The sequence below is a fragment of the Variovorax sp. 01N429 genome, from assembly GCF_056399425.1.
Map to the genome: position 1 here is coordinate 51,291 of NZ_JBFTRG010000015.1, position 15,381 is coordinate 66,671.

General features: G+C 65.3%; 17 protein-coding genes. 5 read left to right on the forward strand and 12 right to left on the reverse strand.

All coding sequences use genetic code 11. The features are described 5' to 3' along the window. Positions 1 to 4: 4 nt before the first annotated feature. Genes AC1DSF_RS23050 through AC1DSF_RS23080 form a run of 7 tightly spaced genes read right to left on the reverse strand, consistent with a single transcriptional unit; the run spans position 5 to position 5,291 of the window. A complete protein-coding gene (locus tag AC1DSF_RS23050; protein WP_478128624.1) occupies positions 5 to 595 on the reverse strand; it encodes an NADPH-dependent FMN reductase in 591 nt (196 codons plus the stop codon). A gap of 12 nt (positions 596 to 607) precedes the next feature. Then, entirely contained in the window at positions 608 to 1,039 is a 432-nt protein-coding gene (locus AC1DSF_RS23055) for a GNAT family N-acetyltransferase (protein WP_478128643.1), read from the reverse strand. Beyond that, positions 961 to 1,446 carry a nuclear transport factor 2 family protein gene (locus AC1DSF_RS23060; protein ID WP_478128625.1) on the reverse strand — a complete coding sequence of 162 codons (486 nt, stop codon included), beginning with the start codon at positions 1,444 to 1,446 and terminating at the stop codon, positions 961 to 963. Before AC1DSF_RS23060 ends, AC1DSF_RS23055 begins: the two co-directional genes overlap by 79 nt. 43 nt (positions 1,447 to 1,489) lie before the next feature. After that, positions 1,490 to 1,996, reverse strand: coding sequence for a CinA family protein (locus AC1DSF_RS23065; protein WP_478128626.1), 507 nt, complete (start codon positions 1,994 to 1,996; stop codon positions 1,490 to 1,492). A 4-nt stretch (positions 1,997 to 2,000) separates the two neighbouring features. After that, positions 2,001 to 2,561: a phosphatidylglycerophosphatase A family protein gene (locus tag AC1DSF_RS23070; RefSeq protein ID WP_478128627.1), complete on the reverse strand. Its 561-nt coding sequence runs from the start codon at positions 2,559 to 2,561 to the stop codon at positions 2,001 to 2,003. 48 nt (positions 2,562 to 2,609) lie between these two features. Continuing rightward, positions 2,610 to 4,280: an FAD-dependent oxidoreductase gene (locus AC1DSF_RS23075; RefSeq protein ID WP_478128628.1), complete on the reverse strand. Its 1,671-nt coding sequence runs from the start codon at positions 4,278 to 4,280 to the stop codon at positions 2,610 to 2,612. Positions 4,281 to 4,295: 15 nt separating this feature from the next. Then, positions 4,296 to 5,291 (reverse strand): Bug family tripartite tricarboxylate transporter substrate binding protein, encoded by a 996-nt coding sequence (locus AC1DSF_RS23080; RefSeq protein WP_478128629.1) that lies wholly within the window; start codon positions 5,289 to 5,291, stop codon positions 4,296 to 4,298. Between the two features lie 108 nt (positions 5,292 to 5,399). On the opposite strand from AC1DSF_RS23080, the gene AC1DSF_RS23085 reads away from it, so the two are divergent. Next, positions 5,400 to 6,305 (forward strand): LysR family transcriptional regulator, encoded by a 906-nt coding sequence (locus tag AC1DSF_RS23085; RefSeq protein WP_478128630.1) that lies wholly within the window; start codon positions 5,400 to 5,402, stop codon positions 6,303 to 6,305. A 47-nt stretch (positions 6,306 to 6,352) separates the two neighbouring features. On the opposite strand, the gene AC1DSF_RS23090 is transcribed toward AC1DSF_RS23085, so the two are convergent. Continuing rightward, positions 6,353 to 6,706, reverse strand: coding sequence for a hypothetical protein (locus AC1DSF_RS23090; protein ID WP_478128631.1), 354 nt, complete (start codon positions 6,704 to 6,706; stop codon positions 6,353 to 6,355). Here AC1DSF_RS23090 and AC1DSF_RS23095 point away from each other — a divergent pair. Together AC1DSF_RS23095 and AC1DSF_RS23100 are read left to right on the forward strand one after the other, a co-directional pair. After that, a complete protein-coding gene (locus tag AC1DSF_RS23095) occupies positions 6,705 to 7,322 on the forward strand; it encodes a response regulator (protein ID WP_478183487.1) in 618 nt (205 codons plus the stop codon). The genes AC1DSF_RS23090 and AC1DSF_RS23095 overlap by 2 nt on opposite strands. After that, positions 7,322 to 9,139, forward strand: coding sequence for an ATP-binding response regulator (locus AC1DSF_RS23100; RefSeq protein ID WP_478128633.1), 1,818 nt, complete (start codon positions 7,322 to 7,324; stop codon positions 9,137 to 9,139). Before AC1DSF_RS23095 ends, AC1DSF_RS23100 begins: the two co-directional genes overlap by 1 nt. A gap of 34 nt (positions 9,140 to 9,173) precedes the next feature. On the opposite strand, the gene thiL is transcribed toward AC1DSF_RS23100, so the two are convergent. The 4 genes from thiL to apaG form a co-directional block, all read right to left on the reverse strand. Continuing rightward, on the reverse strand, positions 9,174 to 10,133 hold the full coding sequence (gene thiL / locus AC1DSF_RS23105) for a thiamine-phosphate kinase (RefSeq protein WP_478128634.1): 960 nt from the start codon (positions 10,131 to 10,133) through the stop codon (positions 9,174 to 9,176). A 19-nt stretch (positions 10,134 to 10,152) separates the two neighbouring features. Further along, a complete protein-coding gene (locus AC1DSF_RS23110; protein ID WP_478128644.1) occupies positions 10,153 to 11,277 on the reverse strand; it encodes a YbdK family carboxylate-amine ligase in 1,125 nt (374 codons plus the stop codon). A 106-nt stretch (positions 11,278 to 11,383) separates the two neighbouring features. Further along, entirely contained in the window at positions 11,384 to 12,649 is a 1,266-nt protein-coding gene (locus tag AC1DSF_RS23115) for a cation:proton antiporter (protein WP_478145934.1), read from the reverse strand. A 112-nt stretch (positions 12,650 to 12,761) separates the two neighbouring features. Then, positions 12,762 to 13,157, reverse strand: a complete 396-nt coding sequence (apaG, locus tag AC1DSF_RS23120) for a Co2+/Mg2+ efflux protein ApaG (RefSeq protein ID WP_478128636.1) — start codon at positions 13,155 to 13,157, stop codon at positions 12,762 to 12,764. 59 nt (positions 13,158 to 13,216) lie between these two features. On the opposite strand from apaG, the gene rpe reads away from it, so the two are divergent. Beyond that, the gene (gene rpe / locus AC1DSF_RS23125; protein WP_478128637.1) at positions 13,217 to 13,912 is read left to right on the forward strand and encodes a ribulose-phosphate 3-epimerase; all 696 of its coding nucleotides are present in this window, start codon (positions 13,217 to 13,219) and stop codon (positions 13,910 to 13,912) included. Between the two features lie 172 nt (positions 13,913 to 14,084). Next, positions 14,085 to 15,098 carry a succinylglutamate desuccinylase/aspartoacylase family protein gene (locus AC1DSF_RS23130; RefSeq protein ID WP_478128638.1) on the forward strand — a complete coding sequence of 338 codons (1,014 nt, stop codon included), beginning with the start codon at positions 14,085 to 14,087 and terminating at the stop codon, positions 15,096 to 15,098. Positions 15,099 to 15,381 lie beyond the last annotated feature (283 nt).

Consider the following 15,381-nt stretch of genomic DNA (forward strand, 5'->3'; position numbering starts at 1 on the left):
CGGCTCAGTACGGCGGCGCCTTGCGCGCCCGCTGTTCACGGGCAGCCTCGGTCCACCAGGCAAGATCGTCCGCGAAACGTCCGAACGAACGCACCAGCGCATCGCCAGCGCTTCCGGTGGGTTTGGCATCCGCGTCCAGCGTCTGGGAAATCGGCCCGACCGCCAGCGTGCTCGAAACCACCACCATGCCCATCTCCGACAGGATCGAATGCCAGATCGTGCCCGACCGGACGCCTGAAAAGCGGCCCGCCGAATAGCTCGCAACGGCAGCGGGGCGCCAGAACCACTCCTCCAGAAAGTGGTCGGTGAGGTTCTTCAGACCGGGTTGCGGTCCCCAGTTGTATTCGCCCGTCACGAATACGAAGGCATCGGCCTTGCGGATCTTGTCGGCCAGCGCTTCCATCGCCGCCGGCGCGGTGCCTTTCGGGTACTCCTTGTACATCCGGTCCAGCATGGGCAGGCCCACGGCCTGGGCGTCGATCAGTTCGGGCTCCGCACCGCGCGCTGCGAGACCCCTGACGACGTAGTCCGCGAGGCGAATGCCCATCCGGTCGGACCGGTAGGAGCCGTAGAAGACCAGGACCTTGTCGGCCATGCTCGCTCCCGTTCAGATCTTGAAGGCGCGCTGGATGTCAGGCCGGACCAGGTCGGCATAGTCGCGGTGCTTGCGGATCCAGCCTGCGATGAACTGGCATACCGGAATGACGTGCTTGCCCTCGGACCGCGCCTCGTCGAGCACGTGCTTCGCAATGGCCGAGCCCACGCCCTTGCCTTCGAATGCCGGCAGCACTTCGGTGTGCGTGAACATGATCGCTTCGCTCAGCAGGTTGTATTCGCAGTAGCCGGCAAGCTCGCCACCAATGGTGGCTTCGTAGCGATGCGCGGCGGGATTGTTGGTGATGGTGATATCGGTCATTTGCGGTGTCCAGTGCCCGGTGTCCGGTGTTGGTGTTTCAGGGTCTATGACGTGCGCGCCAGAAAGGTCGCCAGATTGGCAGCGGCAGTCGCGCGCACCTTCTTCTTGAGCATCGGCGACCAGCCGAGCAACAGGCCCGGCGCGCCGAGCGCCTGCCGAGCCCAGCGCCAGAAATCGAATTCGTCGCGCTGCGTCGCGATCAGGCCCTGGGGCGTGAAGGTGAAGCGCGAATCGATGGCGTTGTCGACGATGCGCCCTGTCGCGCTGAAGAGGTAATGCGCATCCCAGTGCGCGCGGCCTGTGGTTGCATCGGCCTGAACATCGCCATAGCTCAGCTTCCAGACCGCCGCGCCCTTGGCCTTGGTTCCGCTGCAGAGCATCTTCCACATGCCGCCGATCTCGCGCGCGCCGCGCAGCGAAAACGCTTCGTCATCGAAGGTGGCGTCGGGTGCGTAGCAGGCGGCCATGGTCTCGGCGTCAAGCTGCGCAAACGCGTCGTAGAAGCGGCGGATGGTTTGTTCGTTGCGCATCGCGGCATCGTAGCCCAGCGATCGCGCATTTGGCGCTAATCGCCTAGCTGTCGATGGTCGTCGCGAGCACCTGCAGCGCGTAACGGACGGTGGCGGCGCGCACCTCGGCGCGGTCGCCGTCGAAACGGCGGCGTTCGGTGCGCACGTGGCCGTCCACCGACCAGCCGAACCACACGGTGCCGACTGGCTTTTCGGGCGATCCGCCCGTGGGCCCGGCAACACCCGTGACCGCCACCGAGACTTGCGCCTTCGAGTGCGCGACGGCGCCTTCCGCCATGGCGCGCGCGACTTCCTCGCTGACCGCGCCATGCGCCGCAATCAACGCCGCATCGACCCCGAGCATTTCGGTCTTCGCCTCGTTCGAATAAGTGACGAAGCCGCGCTCGAACCAGTTGCTCGAACCCGAGACATCGGTGCATGCGCCCGCGATCAGGCCTCCGGTGCAGCTTTCCGCGGTCGCCATCATCCAGCGCTTGCGCTGCAGCAACTCTGCGAGCAGCGTGACGAGGGCGGGCGTGTCGAGTTCGGAAGGAGAAGTTGTCGGGTTCATCGTTTCACCATGCACGCAACGCGGCGATCACCAGAAGGGTGCAGAACGCCGCCACCAGATCATCGAACAGGATGCCGAAGCCCGCAGCGCTCCAGCGCATGGTCTCGGGCGTGGCGCCGCGTTGCTTGAAGAGCCGATCAGCCCAGCCGACGGGGCCGATCTTCACCGCGTCGAAGAAGCGAAAGAGCGCAAAGGCGACGACCTGGCCGAAGAGCCCCGCGGGCATCACGATCCAGAGAATGATCCAGAAGGCGACCACTTCGTCCCAGACGATGGACCCCGGGTCGGCGATGTTCATGTTTCGCGCAGTGACCGTGCAGGCCCACCAGCCGACCGGCAGCGACGCCAGGATCACCCATCCGATGGTCGGGGCCGAGAGCCAGTGGCTCATCAGAAGGTAAGCGGCCCAGGCCCAGAGCGTGCCGACGGTTCCGGGCGCGTGTCGCGGCAGCCCTGAGCCGAAGCCCAGCGCAATGACGTGCGCCGGGTGCGTGAGCATGAAGCGCAACGTGGCGCGGCGCGGCGAATAATCCGGCGCGGCGCCGGAGGGAGAAGCAACTGGCATGGGCCGACAGTGTCGCGCATCTCCGGCGATGCCCGTCGCGCGAAAACGTCAGGCGGTGGCTGTGTCTTGCACCGGCTCGCCCCGCAGCCGAGCCAGGAGCTCATCCACGTTGGGCGGAAGGCGGTCGCCGCGCCAAGCCACGTGTTGGTCCGCGCGACAGAGCAGCAGCCGATGCCGGTAAGCGGGCGGGATTTCCGCAGCGTCGACGTCCACCAGAGCCAGCGGCATGCCCGACGACTTCGCGGCTTGCACGAGCGCCGAGACATCCGCGCCATGATCAAAACGCAGCAGTGTGTAGCCGGGCCCGAAAGCGTCGTACAGCGAACGGCCGTCCGCGAGCCAGAAATGCGGTGCGCGGCAGCCGGGCACTGTCGAAGGCGTGAAGTTGCCCATCGAGTAGGTCGGCGGTTCCTCGCCATCGGTCGCGATGATCGGCGAGCCGGTATAGAAATAGCCGAAGTTGAGCCCGGCGCAGCAGAACTGCTGCACGTTCAATTCATAAGCCTCGCGTCCGACCTCTTGGCGCAGGGTATCCCCTTCAGGGCCTGGCGCTTCGATGTTGGCGGGCACGGCGCGCCGGGCGCGGATCATCTTCTGCGCGTGGTCCATCGCAAAGTGCGACACCTGTTCGGTGATCGGCTGCCGCTCGGCCTCGTAGGCGTCGAGGATGCTTTCGTCAGCCCACCCCTGCACGCGCGCCGCGAGCAGCCATGAAAGGTTGATCGCATCCGCGATGCCGGCGTTCATCCCGTAGCCGGCGTAGGGCACCCACAGGTGCGCCGCATCACCCGCGATGAACACCCGCCGGTCCCGAAAGCGGTTGGACAGAAGGCGCCGGCCTACCCAGTCTTCCTTGCTGATCACCTCGTAGCTGAATTCAGGACCCACGCCGAGGATGTCCCGGATCGACTGGTCGCGATCGACCGAATCGAACTCCGGCTCTTCGGCGTTGAGGTGGTTGTGTACCAGCCAGGTTTCGTGTCCGTCGATGGCAAACATGGTGCCGCAGCGGCGCGGGTTGACGGAATAGTACGACCAGGCAGGCTTGCCGGGGATCATCGCGCGCAGCCCAGGGGCACGAATGAAGGTCGACTGCACGCGCTGGATCACGGCAGTGCCTTCCAGCTTGGCGCCGATCGCCTTCCGAACGCCGGAGCCACCGCCGTCGCAGCCCACCATGTAGCGGCAGCGAATGGTGCGCGTCGTGCCTTGGTCGAGATCCGACGCGGTGGCGCGCACGCCCTCAGCGTCCTGCTCGAAGTCCGTCACCTGCGTGCGGTTGAGCAGCGTCACGTTCGGCAACGCGGCCGCGTGCTCCAGCAGGATCGGCTCCAAAAAAATCTGGTTGATGCGATGCGGAGGCTCCGGCGTCGGCCACCATGCGTCGGGGCCTTCGGACTCTGTGTAGCGGTCGCGGCGGCAGGGAATCGGAATGCGCGTGAGTTCGGTGCCCGTCACGCTCGTGCGAAACACCACGTCGTTCGGATAGTCGGCGGGCAGACCGGCGTCGCGCAGCTTCTGCGCCACGCCCAGGCGGCGGAACACCTCCATGGTGCGTGCCGATACATGGTTGCACTTCACGTTCGGCGGTTCGGCATACCGGCGGATTTCCGCGATCGCGACTTTCACGCCGCGGGAGGCCAGATCCATCGCCAGCGTCAAGCCAACCGGGCCGGCGCCGACGATGAGGACGTCGGCCTGGAGTTCTTCTTTCGTCATTGCGCTCTCAACTTTTCAGTCCAGCTTGATGCCAGCGGTCTTGATGACCTTGGCCCACTTCTTCGTTTCCGAACGGATGTAGTTGTCGAAGTCCTTCGGCGTGCCCGGCGCCGGTTCCACGCCGAGGATGCGCATCGACTCCTTCACCTTCTCGTCGTTCAGCGCGGCCACGATCTCCGCGTTCATCCGCGCGACGATCGGCGCCGGCGTGTCGGCAGGCGCCACCACGCCGAACCAGCCCGTGGAGTCGTAGCCGGGCAATCCGGCCTCGGCCACTGTCGGCACATCGGGCAGCATCGGCAGGCGCTGCGGACTGGTCACGGCATAAGCGATCAGCTTGCCCGCCTTGATCTGCTGCAGCGCAGAAGGCAGGTCGACCACCGCGAGCGGAATCTGTCCGCCCAGCGCGTCGAGCGCCGCCGGGCCCGATCCGCGGTAAGGCACTTCAACCAGCTTCACGTCGGCCATCTGGCTGAACAGCGCAGCCGACAGATGCATGGCCGTGCCGTTGCCGCCATGGCCGATCGACAGCTTGCCGGGCTGGGCCTTTGCCAATGCGATCAGTTCCTTCAGCGTCTTCGCGGGGACCGACGGGTGGCCCACGATCACGAACGGAATCGCAGCCAGCATGCCGACCGGCTTGAAGTCCTTCAAGGGATCGAATGGCATGTTGGGATAGAGGCTCACGTTGGCCGACAGCGCGCCGGCTGCGCCGACGCCCATCGTGTAGCCGTCGCCCGGCGCCTTCGCCACGGCGGTGAGGCCGACGTTGCCTCCGGCGCCCGGCCGGTTGTCGACGATCACGGGCTGGCCGAGCTTTTCGTTGAGCCTCGGCACGAGCATGCGGACGATCGCATCGGCGCTTCCTCCGGGCGGGAAGGTGACGATCATGCGGATCGGCTTGTTCGGAAAGTCGCTGCTGTTGCTGCTGGCCGCCTGGCCGTGCGCTGCGCCAGCAAGAAACGCGCAGGATGCGCCGAGCAGCGCCGCGGCGCGGACTAGTTTCTTCATGGATCGATGCCTCTGTTGGGGTCGGATTGCCTTGTCTCCGGCGCCATTTGACGCCAGGGATATTCATTCGTAAATCAATAAATTCCGAATGAAATATGATGTTTTCTGATGAATCAGAAGTTCAGCCCCACCATCCGGCAGTTGCGCGCGTTCCTGGCCGTGCATCAGTTGCGCAAGCTCAGCGCGGCGGCCGAAAAGCTCTTTGTGACGCAATCCGCCGTCAGCATGCTGATCCGCCAACTCGAGGACGGACTCGGCGCGCGCCTCTTCGACCGCACCACCCGTTCGCTTCAGCCCACGGCTGCGGCTGAAGAAATGCTCGCGACGGCGGAACGCATCCTTCGCGATGTCGATTCATTGAGCGCTGGGTTTCTCGAACTCTCGACGCTCCAGCGTGGCCGCGTCAGCCTCGCCATCACGCCGACGCTGGCTTCGTTCCTGATGCCGCCGGCCATCCGCCGCTTCAATGAAGCGCATCCGCAGGTGCGTGTGCTCGTGGACGACTGCGCGCCGGAGCAATTCGTCTCGCGCATCATCGGCGAGCATGTGGACTTCGGCATCGGCACGCCCGAGCGGTCGGGCGCGGAGGTCGAGACACAGACCTTGCTGCGCGATCACCTGAGCCTCGTTTGCACGCCAGAGCATCCCCTTGCGCAAAAGAAGGCTGTGCGCTGGGCCGACCTGGGCGGGCATCCCCTCATTACCGTGCGGCCGGGCTACGGCATCCGCCCCTTGATCGACGGTACGGCCACACGCGCCGGCGTCGCGCTCAACGTGGTCAACGAGGTGTCGTTCCTGTCGACCGCGATATGGATGACCGCGAGCGGCATGGGGCCGTCGATCATGCCTTCGGCCTTTGCGAAGGCTGCGGAGAATCCTGCGCTGGTCATCAAGCCGATCACCGCACCGCGCGTGTCGCGCGACATTTCGGTGGTGAGCAAGCGGGGGCGTTCGCTTTCAGCGGCAAGCCGCAGCTTCATCGAAGCGTTGCGCCACGGACTGAAAGAAAGTTGAAGAAAGCTGAGAGAAGGCAGCGAGATAGGCGAGGACGCCCGGGCCGTTCAGGCCGGCTGAAAATGCTGCTCAATGCGCTGAGCGACCGCTTTAGGGTTCGCGCGCAACGCTTCGGTCGCACAGGCACCGAGGAACATGCCCTCGAAATTCATCTCCACGCTCGCGAAGTAGTGGTTGAGCGACGCCCCTGCGTCAAAGAGGCACTGTTCCAGCGACGTGAAGGTGCCGCCGGCGTCCTGCGGTTCGAATCCTTGGGCGCTGATGCGATAGTAGTAAGCATCCGCTGCGATGCGCCGGATTTCGATCAGGGGTTTCATGGCACTCGGATGATTCCCGCAATGGCGCATGCGGTAAATAGTCCATTTGGACGGGGCTGACTTCGCGCAGAATTCGCGGGTCATGTTGCCGCCCCGAATCCTGCTTATCGACGACCATGCGCTGTTCAGGTGCGGGCTGCGCATGGTGCTCCTGTCCGGCATTCCCGAGCTCGAAGTGGCCGAAGCCGCGTCGCTCGAAGAAGGCATGAAGACCGCCATGACGGAGCCGGCGCTGGTCCTTCTCGATATTCAGTTGCACGGCCTCAACGGCCTTGAAGGCATCGCGCTGGTCAAACGCAAGTGGCCGGACGCGGCAGTGGTCATCCTGTCGTCCGACGCCGCGCCGCAGAACGTGCGAATGGCCCTGGAGCGCGGCGCCGCCGCCTTTGTCTCGAAAGCCGACACGGCCGACAACATCCTCGCCGTGATCGAGCAGTTGCGCCGCGGCCAGGAGGTTGTGTCCGCGGTGCAGCCCCATGCGCACGGTGATGCGGACGGGGCCCGCCAGTTGCTGACGCCTCGGCAGTTCGAAGTGCTCGACCTGCTGTGCCAGGGCCTCTCCAACAAGGTGATCGGCAGGCGGCTCAATCTTTCCGAGAACACCGTGCGCGGACACGTGCAGGCCGTGCTTGCCGCGTTGCAGGTATCGAGCCGCTCCGAGGCCGGCTTCGCGGCACGCCGAAGGGGACTGGTCGCCTGATGAAGAACCCGCTGCGCCTTGCCGATGGGCGCACCCTTGTCGAGCAATTGCGGCTGCTGTGCGGCAACGTCGGCAGCTCGGTCATCCCGACCATCCTCGTCGCGCTGCTGCTGGTGTGGGTGCTTTCGAACGAGCACAACGTGCTCGCGCTGCGCGCATGGGCCGGGGCCGTGATCCTCATGAAGCTCATCTGCGCGCGTGAGGCGCGGCGGACGCTCGCCTCGGTGATATCGCCCGAACGCGCCCGGCAGCTGGTTTGGCGGCAGATCGTGCTGAACGCGGTCGACGCCGCGGTGTGGGGTTCGCTCGGTTGGGCGGCGCTGGGCACAACGACGGTGGCGGGCTCGGTGCTCGTGGTGGCGGTGCTGGCAGGCGTCGCCGGCAGTTCGATGTCTTCACTCGCGCCGGTGCTGCCGGTCTTCATTGCCTTCGGTACGGTGCAATTGGTCGTGCTCGCGTCAAAGCTGTGGACGCTCGGCGATCCGGCCTACAACGCACTGGGAATGGCCGGCGTGCTGTACGTCGTCACCCTGCTCGGGCAGGCGCGCAACAGCGCCAAGGCGGCGCGCGCGGCCATCGATCTGCGATTCGAGAACATCGAACTGATCGAACGCCTGCGGGTGGAAACCGAGCACGCACAGGCAGCACAACTGAAGGCCGACGAGGCCAATCTCGCCAAGTCCAAGTTCCTGGCCGCTGCCAGCCATGACCTTCGCCAGCCGATTCATGCGCAGGGCCTGTTTCTCGAAGTGCTGGCGCGCAGCAAGCTTTCCGCGGCGCAGTACGACGCACTCGCCAATGCCCGCGCCACCTGGCAGGCTTCGGCCGAGATGCTCGACACATTGCTCGACTTCTCGCGCATCGAGGCCGGCGTGGTCGAACCGCAGATGCAGGTCTTTCATCTGCAGCCGCTGCTCAACAAGATCGAGAACGAACTCGCGCCGCAGGCCGACGCCAAGGGCATCGTCTACCGTTCGCGCGAAACCCATGTGGCGGTGCGCTCCGATCCGGCCCTCGTCGCGCTGATCCTGCGCAATCTCGTCTCGAATGCCATCCGCTACACCGAGCATGGCGGCGTGCTGGTGGCGTGCCGCGTGCGTGGAACCGAAGTGCAGATCGAGGTGTGGGACACCGGCATTGGCATCGAGGCCTCGCAGCACGAGGACATCTTTCGGGAGTTTCATCAGCTCGGCAATGCGGAGCGCGACCGACGCAAGGGCCTGGGGCTTGGCTTGGCCATCGCCCAGGGGCTGGCGCGTACGCTCGGCCATGCGCTGTTGCTGTTTTCGCGGCCCGGTCGCGGCAGCGTATTCAGGGTCAGCCTGCCGGTTGCGCAGATGGGTGTCGCGAGTGGCGTCGTCGAGGTCGTGCCCGGTCACGCGCGGGTCTTTGACGTGCGCGTGCTCGTGATCGACGACGACGATGCGGTACGCGCCGGCATGCGCCAATTGCTGGGCGCCTGGGGTTGCCAATGCGATGTCGCCGATTCGATCGAAGAAGCGCTGGCGCTGGCGCGTGTCAATCCGCCGGGTTTGGTCATCAGCGACTACCGCCTGCGTGAACTGCGCACTGGCGCCGAGGCGATCGCCGCGCTGCGGGCCGAGTTCGGCGAAACGCTGCCCGCTTTGCTGATCACCGGGGACACCGCGCCGCAGCGCCTGCGCGAAGCCCGCGCGAGCGGCGTGCCGCTGCTGCACAAGCCTGTGTCGCCGAATCAGCTCTATCACGGGCTGATGTGCGTGCTGAACGATGTCGAAATCGATTCGTCGTTTGCGCGGCTCGAAGCAGCGCCCGGCGAGAGCCTTCGGCGCGCCTGAGGCCCCTGAGCCCCTGACACTTCGGCATCGCCGCTCAGGCGAAGTGATCGAAAGACGTGAAGCGCTGCGCGACAGCCTTGCCTTGCGCGTCGACGATGCGCAGCCCTGATTCGGCTTCGATGCGCCCGATGCGCGCGACCGGCGTTGACGCAGCGCGACCCGCCTGTTCGACGGCATCCCGAGCCGAAGCCGGCGCAGTGAAGGCAAGTTCGTAGTCGTCGCCGCCCGCGAGCGTGCAGGTGCGCCGCACTTCCGCGCTGATCGCGGTGCTCGCAGCAAGAAGGGCTCCCGCAATATCGGCATCGACTTGTGCGCCGACACCGCTGGCCTTCAGGATGTGTCCCAAGTCGCCGACAAGACCGTCACTGACGTCGATTGCCGCAGTCGCGATGCCGCGCAGCGCAAGGCCCAATGCAACGCGGGGCGTCGGTCGTTCCATCCGCTCGCGTGCCAGCTCGAACGCCTCACCCGGCAACGCGAGCGTGCCCCGAAACACTTCGAGCGCGAGCCGGGCATCGCCGAGCGTGCCGCTGACCCAGATATCGTCGCCCGCCTTCGCGCCCGAGCGCAGCAGCGCACCGCCGGCAGGCACTTCGCCGAAAACGGTGATGCAAATGTTGAGCGGCCCGCGCGTGGTGTCGCCGCCGATCAACTCGCAACCATGCGCATCGGCCAGCGCGAAGAGGCCGTGCGAGAAACCTTCGAGCCATGCTTCGTCGACCGCAGGCAATGCAAGCGCGAGCGTGAAAGCCAACGGCTTGGCGCCGCACGCCGCCAGGTCACTCAAATTGACGGCGAGCGACTTGTGCCCAAGCCTCTCGGGGCTGACCGTCGAAAGAAAATGCCGACCCTCCACCAGCATGTCCGACGACACCGCGAGCTGCATTCCTGCAGCCGGCGCGAGCAGTGCGCAATCGTCGCCCACGCCCAAGGGAGAGCGCTTTGCCGGCCGCGTGAAGTAGCGCGCGATGAGATCGAATTCGCCGTTGCTCATGTCGATGGCAATCCCGGATTCAGATGGCGGAACTGCGAAACCGCAGTGCCGATTGCCGAACCACTTCGGCCAGCAGTTTTTCCTTGCCCTGAAGCTCGCGCAGCCAGCGCGCGTCGTTGCGGTTCGCTTCGACGCTCGTGCGCAGATCGGACAACGCCTTCGTGGCGTTGAGCGCTTCGCTGTGCCATTCGAGCTGCGTCATCGTCATCAGGATGTGGTCGCGCAGCGGCATGTGCTCGCCGCTCGCCGGGTCGACATAGACGGCGTCGAGTCCGAAGCGGCAGGCCTGAAAACGGTTGTACGTGTAGACGAGATAGTCGTCCTCGCACGGCGTGAAAGGCTGCTCCTGCAGGAACCAGGCGGCCAGCGATTGCACATAGCCCGCGAGCGCTGCGGCCCGCTCTACCGTCAGCGGCGTGTCGAACACGCGGATCTCGATGGTGCCGAATTCAGGCTTGGGGCGGATGTCCCAATAGAAGTCCTTCATGCTGCGGACCACGCCGGTGCGCGTCATTCGCATGAAGTAGTTCTCGAACTCCTTCCACGACAAGGTGAACGGCGCGCGGCCCGACAGCGGAAACGCGAACACCGAATTCAGCCGCGCCGAATCGAACTGCGTGTCCTGCCCCTGCACGAAGGGCGACGACGCCGACAGCGCGATGAAGTGCGGGATGTAGCGCGACATGCGGTGCAGCATCAGCAGCGCCCCGTTGGCATCAGGGCAGCCGATATGCACGTGCTGGCCAAAGATGGTGAACTGCTTCGACAGATAGCCGTAGAGCTCCGACAGCTCCCGAAAGCGCGGCTTGTCGTAGATGCGCCGCTCGTGCCACTGCTGGAATGCGTGCGTGCCGCCGCCGACCACTGCAATGTTGAGCTTGTCGGCATTGCGCACGAGCGCATCGCGGATCGGCGTCAGTTGCGCGATGACGTCCTGCGCCGAATGGCACACGTCGGTCGAAATCTCGATCATGCTCGACGTCATCTCCGGCACAACGCTGCCGGGCAGTGGCGTCTGGGCCATCAGCCGGAGCATGTCCGCCGCATAGGGCGCGAGATCGTAGTCGTGCGTGTTGACGAGTTGCAGCTCGAGCTCGACGCCCAGCGACAACGCCACGGAATTGTTGAAACGCTCCAGCGGCACGATGCGGCTCGCCGGTGTTGCAGGCGTGCCATCCGCCTGGAGTTCCATAGGGCGTGAGCTCATGTCGATCCCCATGCTCGGCAGTTCGTGCCCCTCAGCGCTGCGTTCATCTCTGCTCCTCCACAGTCCCAAACGCCTCAGGCAGCCACGGCCTGGAACTCTCGCCCGCGCCGTGAATGGCAATGGTGGCGATCACCGCGCCCAGCACTTCCATCAGCAGGATGGCGGGCAGGGCCACTTGCGTGATCATTGCACCCAGCAATGGCGACGCGGTGACGAAGGCCGACGTAATCAGCAATGCAATCGAGGACAAGGGCGACATGGCGCAGCCGACCCAGAAAGCCTGCTTCCAGCTTGCGCCGCTGCCCGGATTGGCGATGGCGACGCCGGCGACCTTGGAGAAGGCGCGCACGCCAATCACCGCCAGCACCAGGCTCGCGACCGGCAGGCTCCAGTCGGCTTGCGCGGCGACGATCGACACCAGCACGAACATCAGCATCGTGATCAGCGAAGCAGCGGTGCCCAACTGCCGGGGCCAAGTCCACGGCTTGGGATTGAGCGCCTTGAGCAGCACCCCGCCGATCAATGCCGCCAGCGGCGCCGAACCGCCGAAGTGCGCCGCCAGCGCAGCGCCCGCGGCGATGATGGCGAGCAGCAGGATCGACGTGTTTTCGCTGGTCGGGCTCATCACGCGCAATGCCGATCGCAACGAAAGCGCCATCAGCGCGCCGACCACAAAAGACATCCCCAACACCACCAACACCGGCGACAGCTTCTGCAGCAGCCCCGTCGGCGCATGCTCGATCAGCCCAGCCTGCGCATAGCCGAGCGACAGCGCATAGAAGGTGTTGAGCGTTGCCAGCGTCATCGCGCGCTCGGTCACGGGGCCGGATGCGCGCGTGTCGATCACGACCCGGCTCAGTACGGCCGGCGACGCGACGATCGCCATCAGCGCAATGGGGTTGGCGACCGGGTCTGGCACTTCCATCCAGTGCAGCACCCAGAACACCGCAAAGTAGGTGATGGTCGATTCAAGCAGGCTCTGCACCAGCACCATCGGGTTGTGCCGAAACCAGCGCAGCGGCAGGCGTCCGCCCGCCTCGAAAAGCACGATCGCCACGCCGAGTTCGACCAGGAAGAGGCTGATGCCCTGCAGCGGCCAGATCGCGCCTTCGAAGCCGGCAAAGCCCACCACCGTGCCGACGATCGAATAACCGATCACCTTGGGCATCCCCATGTAGCGTTGCACCAGATGGCCCGAGGCGGCCGCTGCCGCCAGCAGCAAGGCCCACAAAACGGTCGGCAGGCCCGCCGAGGGGCGGACCCACTCGGACCAGAAGCTCAGCAGATCGCTGGAAAAGAAAGACGTCATCAATAAGATTCAAACAAGGGGGAAACGCTGCGCTGCCACCCTCTGGCGCGGGGCCCGGCGAAACATCCAGGAGCGCACGAGGCGTTCATGGTGCGAAGAAGGAAAAGTGCGTTCAGTGCAGCACGCGCGAGGAGGGCATGCCCCCCGCATCGGCTTCCAGCACGAACATGGCAATCGGGACGTCGAAGCGCTCCGCACGTTCCGTCACGATAAAAAGGCTGCCGTGCATCGTACCGCTCGGTGCCTGGAGGCGGCAGCCGCTGGTGTAGCGAAACGATTCCCCCGGCGCCAACAGGGGTTGCTTGCCGATCACGCCCAGCCCGTCGACTTGCTGCGTGTTTCCATCTGTGTCGTGGATCACCCAGTGCCGCGCAATCACTTGGGCCGCCACGTCGCCGTGGTTGGTGATCGTCACCGCATACGCAAAGGTATAGACCCGGTCGGCGGGCGACGACTGGTCGGGCAGGAAGCGCGGTTCGACCTGCACCGTCATCGGGAAGTTGGACATCGCCGGATGGTAAGGCACGCCGTACGCGGGTTTGCCCTGTACTGCGACAATCCGACCCCATGAGCAGCCCCTTTCGCATCGCCCCTTCCATCCTTTCCGCCGATTTCGCGCGCCTGGGCGCCGAAGTGAGCGACGTCATCGCCGCCGGTGCCGACTGGATCCATTTCGACGTGATGGACAACCATTACGTGCCCAACCTCACCTTCGGGCCGATGGTGTGCCACGCCCTCAAGCCGCACGCGCAAAAGCCCGACGGCACGCCCGTGCCTATCGACGTGCACCTGATGATCGAGCCCGTCGATGCACTGGCCGCCGCCTTTGCGCAAGCCGGCGCCGACTTCATCAGCTTTCACCCGGACGCGTCGCCGCACATGCACCGCAGCATCCAGGCCATCAAGGCCGCGGGCTGCAAGGCCGGCCTCGTCTTCAACCCGGGCCTCGGGCTCGAAGCGCTCGACTGGGTCATCGACGAAATCGACCTCATCCTGATCATGAGCGTGAACCCCGGCTTCGGCGGGCAGAGCTTCATCGATTCGGCGCTGCGCAAGATCGAACTTGCGCGCAAGCTCATCGACGCCACCGGCCGCGACATTCGGCTGGAAGTCGATGGCGGCATCAAGGTCGACAACATCGCGCGCGTTGCCAGCGCCGGCGCCGACACCTTCGTGGCCGGCAGCGCCATCTTCGGTGCGGGGGACTACAAGAGCGTCGTGACCGCGATGAGAGAGCAACTCGACGGGTCGCTCAAAGCTTGACCTTGTCGGAGTAGACGCCGTCATTCTTTGCGGCCGGGGCCTTCGCGGTGAGCATGACTTGCTCCTGATTCGTTGATCTTGATTCATTGCTTTTGGTGGGCCATGTTGTCGCACGGCATCGCGGCAAACACGGTAGGAACTGCCAACTCGGCGTTGTAGGATGGCCGGCGAAATGACAGCCCCCAGCAACGAGCCCACCCTCAACGACCCCCTCGGCGACTCTCTTCGCATTCACGGCATCGCGTCCCCCAGGCCCGGGCCGAAGCTCATCGTGCTCGGTGGCGTGCATGGCGACGAGACCTGCGGCACCGTCGGTATCGAACGCGTGGTGGCCGACTTCGACGCCGGCAAGCTGCAACTGCTGCGCGGCGAGCTGACGATGGTGCCGGTCGCGAATCCGCTCGCACGACGCCGCATGCGACGCGAAGGCGAGCGCAATCTCAACCGGCTTTTTCAGCCGACCCCGCCGGGCGTCGAACCCGCCGACTACGAAGCCCGAATCACCAACCTGCTGTGCCCGCTGCTCGATCGGCACGATGTGCTGCTCGACCTCCATTCATTTCAGAGCGCCGGAGAAGCCTTCGCGATGATCGGGCCGCGTGACAACGATGGCACGCTGGAACCCTTCGCGCGTGCTTTCGAGGAAGGGCAGCTTGCGCTGCATCTCGGCACGCCGCGTGTGGTTGAAGGCTGGCTGGACATCTACGCCGCCGGAGTGGCCCAGCGCACGGGCGGGCAGTCGGCGGACGAGGCGGAAGTCGCCTTTGGACGCGGCACCAATGAATACATGCGAAGCCGCGGCGGCTACGGCGTGACGCTGGAATGCGGGCAGCATGAAGATCCGGCTGCGCCTGAGGTGGCGTATGCGGCGATTCTTTCCGCGCTGCGCTTGCTGGGGATGATTGCGGCCGACCCGCAAGCCGAGCCGCCGAAGCCGCCTTCGTTGCTACGGCTGGTGAGCGTGACTGATCGGCTGCATGAGGACGATCAGTTTGTGCGGGAATGGGCGACGTTCGATGCGGTCGCGAAGGGCGAGGCGATCGGCGTGCGCGAGGATGGGAGCGTGCTGCACGCGGATCGGGATGGGTTCATCGTGTTTCCGAATGCTGAGGCGTTGCCGGGGAGTGAGTGGTTTTATTTTGCGGTGGGGAGTGATGATCGGGATTTGGGGCGGGTGGATAGTTGATAGTGCGCCGGATTGCCAAAGCTGTCTGCAGCTCTTCGCTTGCTGTTCGCGGACGGCTTGGATGGGCCCGAAGGAGACCGTCACGGCTCAAAAATGGCCGACCGAAACCGGCCGTCCAATGAGCGCTGCGGCGTCGGGTGGCTTGACGCGCGGACAACGTCGCGACCCTCTTCTTTCGACTCGGACGGGCGCGCACGCCAAACCCTTCAACGAATAGACGGTCGCGAAAGCGGGTAAGTGTTCTGGGTGGTTCTTTGTACTGACGTTGCGCGCCGGCCGCACT

Bases quoted from the DNA above. Each gene is read 5' to 3' on its own strand.
- AC1DSF_RS23130 (WP_478128638.1), top strand. From the start codon at position 14,085: ATGACAGCCCCCAGCAACGAGCCCACCCTCAACGACCCCCTCGGCGAC.
- AC1DSF_RS23060 (WP_478128625.1), bottom strand. From the start codon at position 1,446: ATGCGCAACGAACAAACCATCCGCCGCTTCTACGACGCGTTTGCGCAG.
- AC1DSF_RS23050 (WP_478128624.1), bottom strand. From the start codon at position 595: ATGGCCGACAAGGTCCTGGTCTTCTACGGCTCCTACCGGTCCGACCGG.
- rpe (WP_478128637.1), top strand. From the start codon at position 13,217: ATGAGCAGCCCCTTTCGCATCGCCCCTTCCATCCTTTCCGCCGATTTC.
- AC1DSF_RS23065 (WP_478128626.1), bottom strand. From the start codon at position 1,996: ATGAACCCGACAACTTCTCCTTCCGAACTCGACACGCCCGCCCTCGTC.
- apaG (WP_478128636.1), bottom strand. From the start codon at position 13,157: ATGTCCAACTTCCCGATGACGGTGCAGGTCGAACCGCGCTTCCTGCCC.
- AC1DSF_RS23075 (WP_478128628.1), bottom strand. From the start codon at position 4,280: ATGACGAAAGAAGAACTCCAGGCCGACGTCCTCATCGTCGGCGCCGGC.
- AC1DSF_RS23080 (WP_478128629.1), bottom strand. From the start codon at position 5,291: ATGAAGAAACTAGTCCGCGCCGCGGCGCTGCTCGGCGCATCCTGCGCG.
- thiL (WP_478128634.1), bottom strand. From the start codon at position 10,133: ATGAGCAACGGCGAATTCGATCTCATCGCGCGCTACTTCACGCGGCCG.
- AC1DSF_RS23090 (WP_478128631.1), bottom strand. From the start codon at position 6,706: ATGACCCGCGAATTCTGCGCGAAGTCAGCCCCGTCCAAATGGACTATT.
- AC1DSF_RS23115 (WP_478145934.1), bottom strand. From the start codon at position 12,649: ATGACGTCTTTCTTTTCCAGCGATCTGCTGAGCTTCTGGTCCGAGTGG.
- AC1DSF_RS23100 (WP_478128633.1), top strand. From the start codon at position 7,322: ATGAAGAACCCGCTGCGCCTTGCCGATGGGCGCACCCTTGTCGAGCAA.
- AC1DSF_RS23085 (WP_478128630.1), top strand. From the start codon at position 5,400: ATGAATCAGAAGTTCAGCCCCACCATCCGGCAGTTGCGCGCGTTCCTG.
- AC1DSF_RS23095 (WP_478183487.1), top strand. From the start codon at position 6,705: ATGTTGCCGCCCCGAATCCTGCTTATCGACGACCATGCGCTGTTCAGG.
- AC1DSF_RS23070 (WP_478128627.1), bottom strand. From the start codon at position 2,561: ATGCCAGTTGCTTCTCCCTCCGGCGCCGCGCCGGATTATTCGCCGCGC.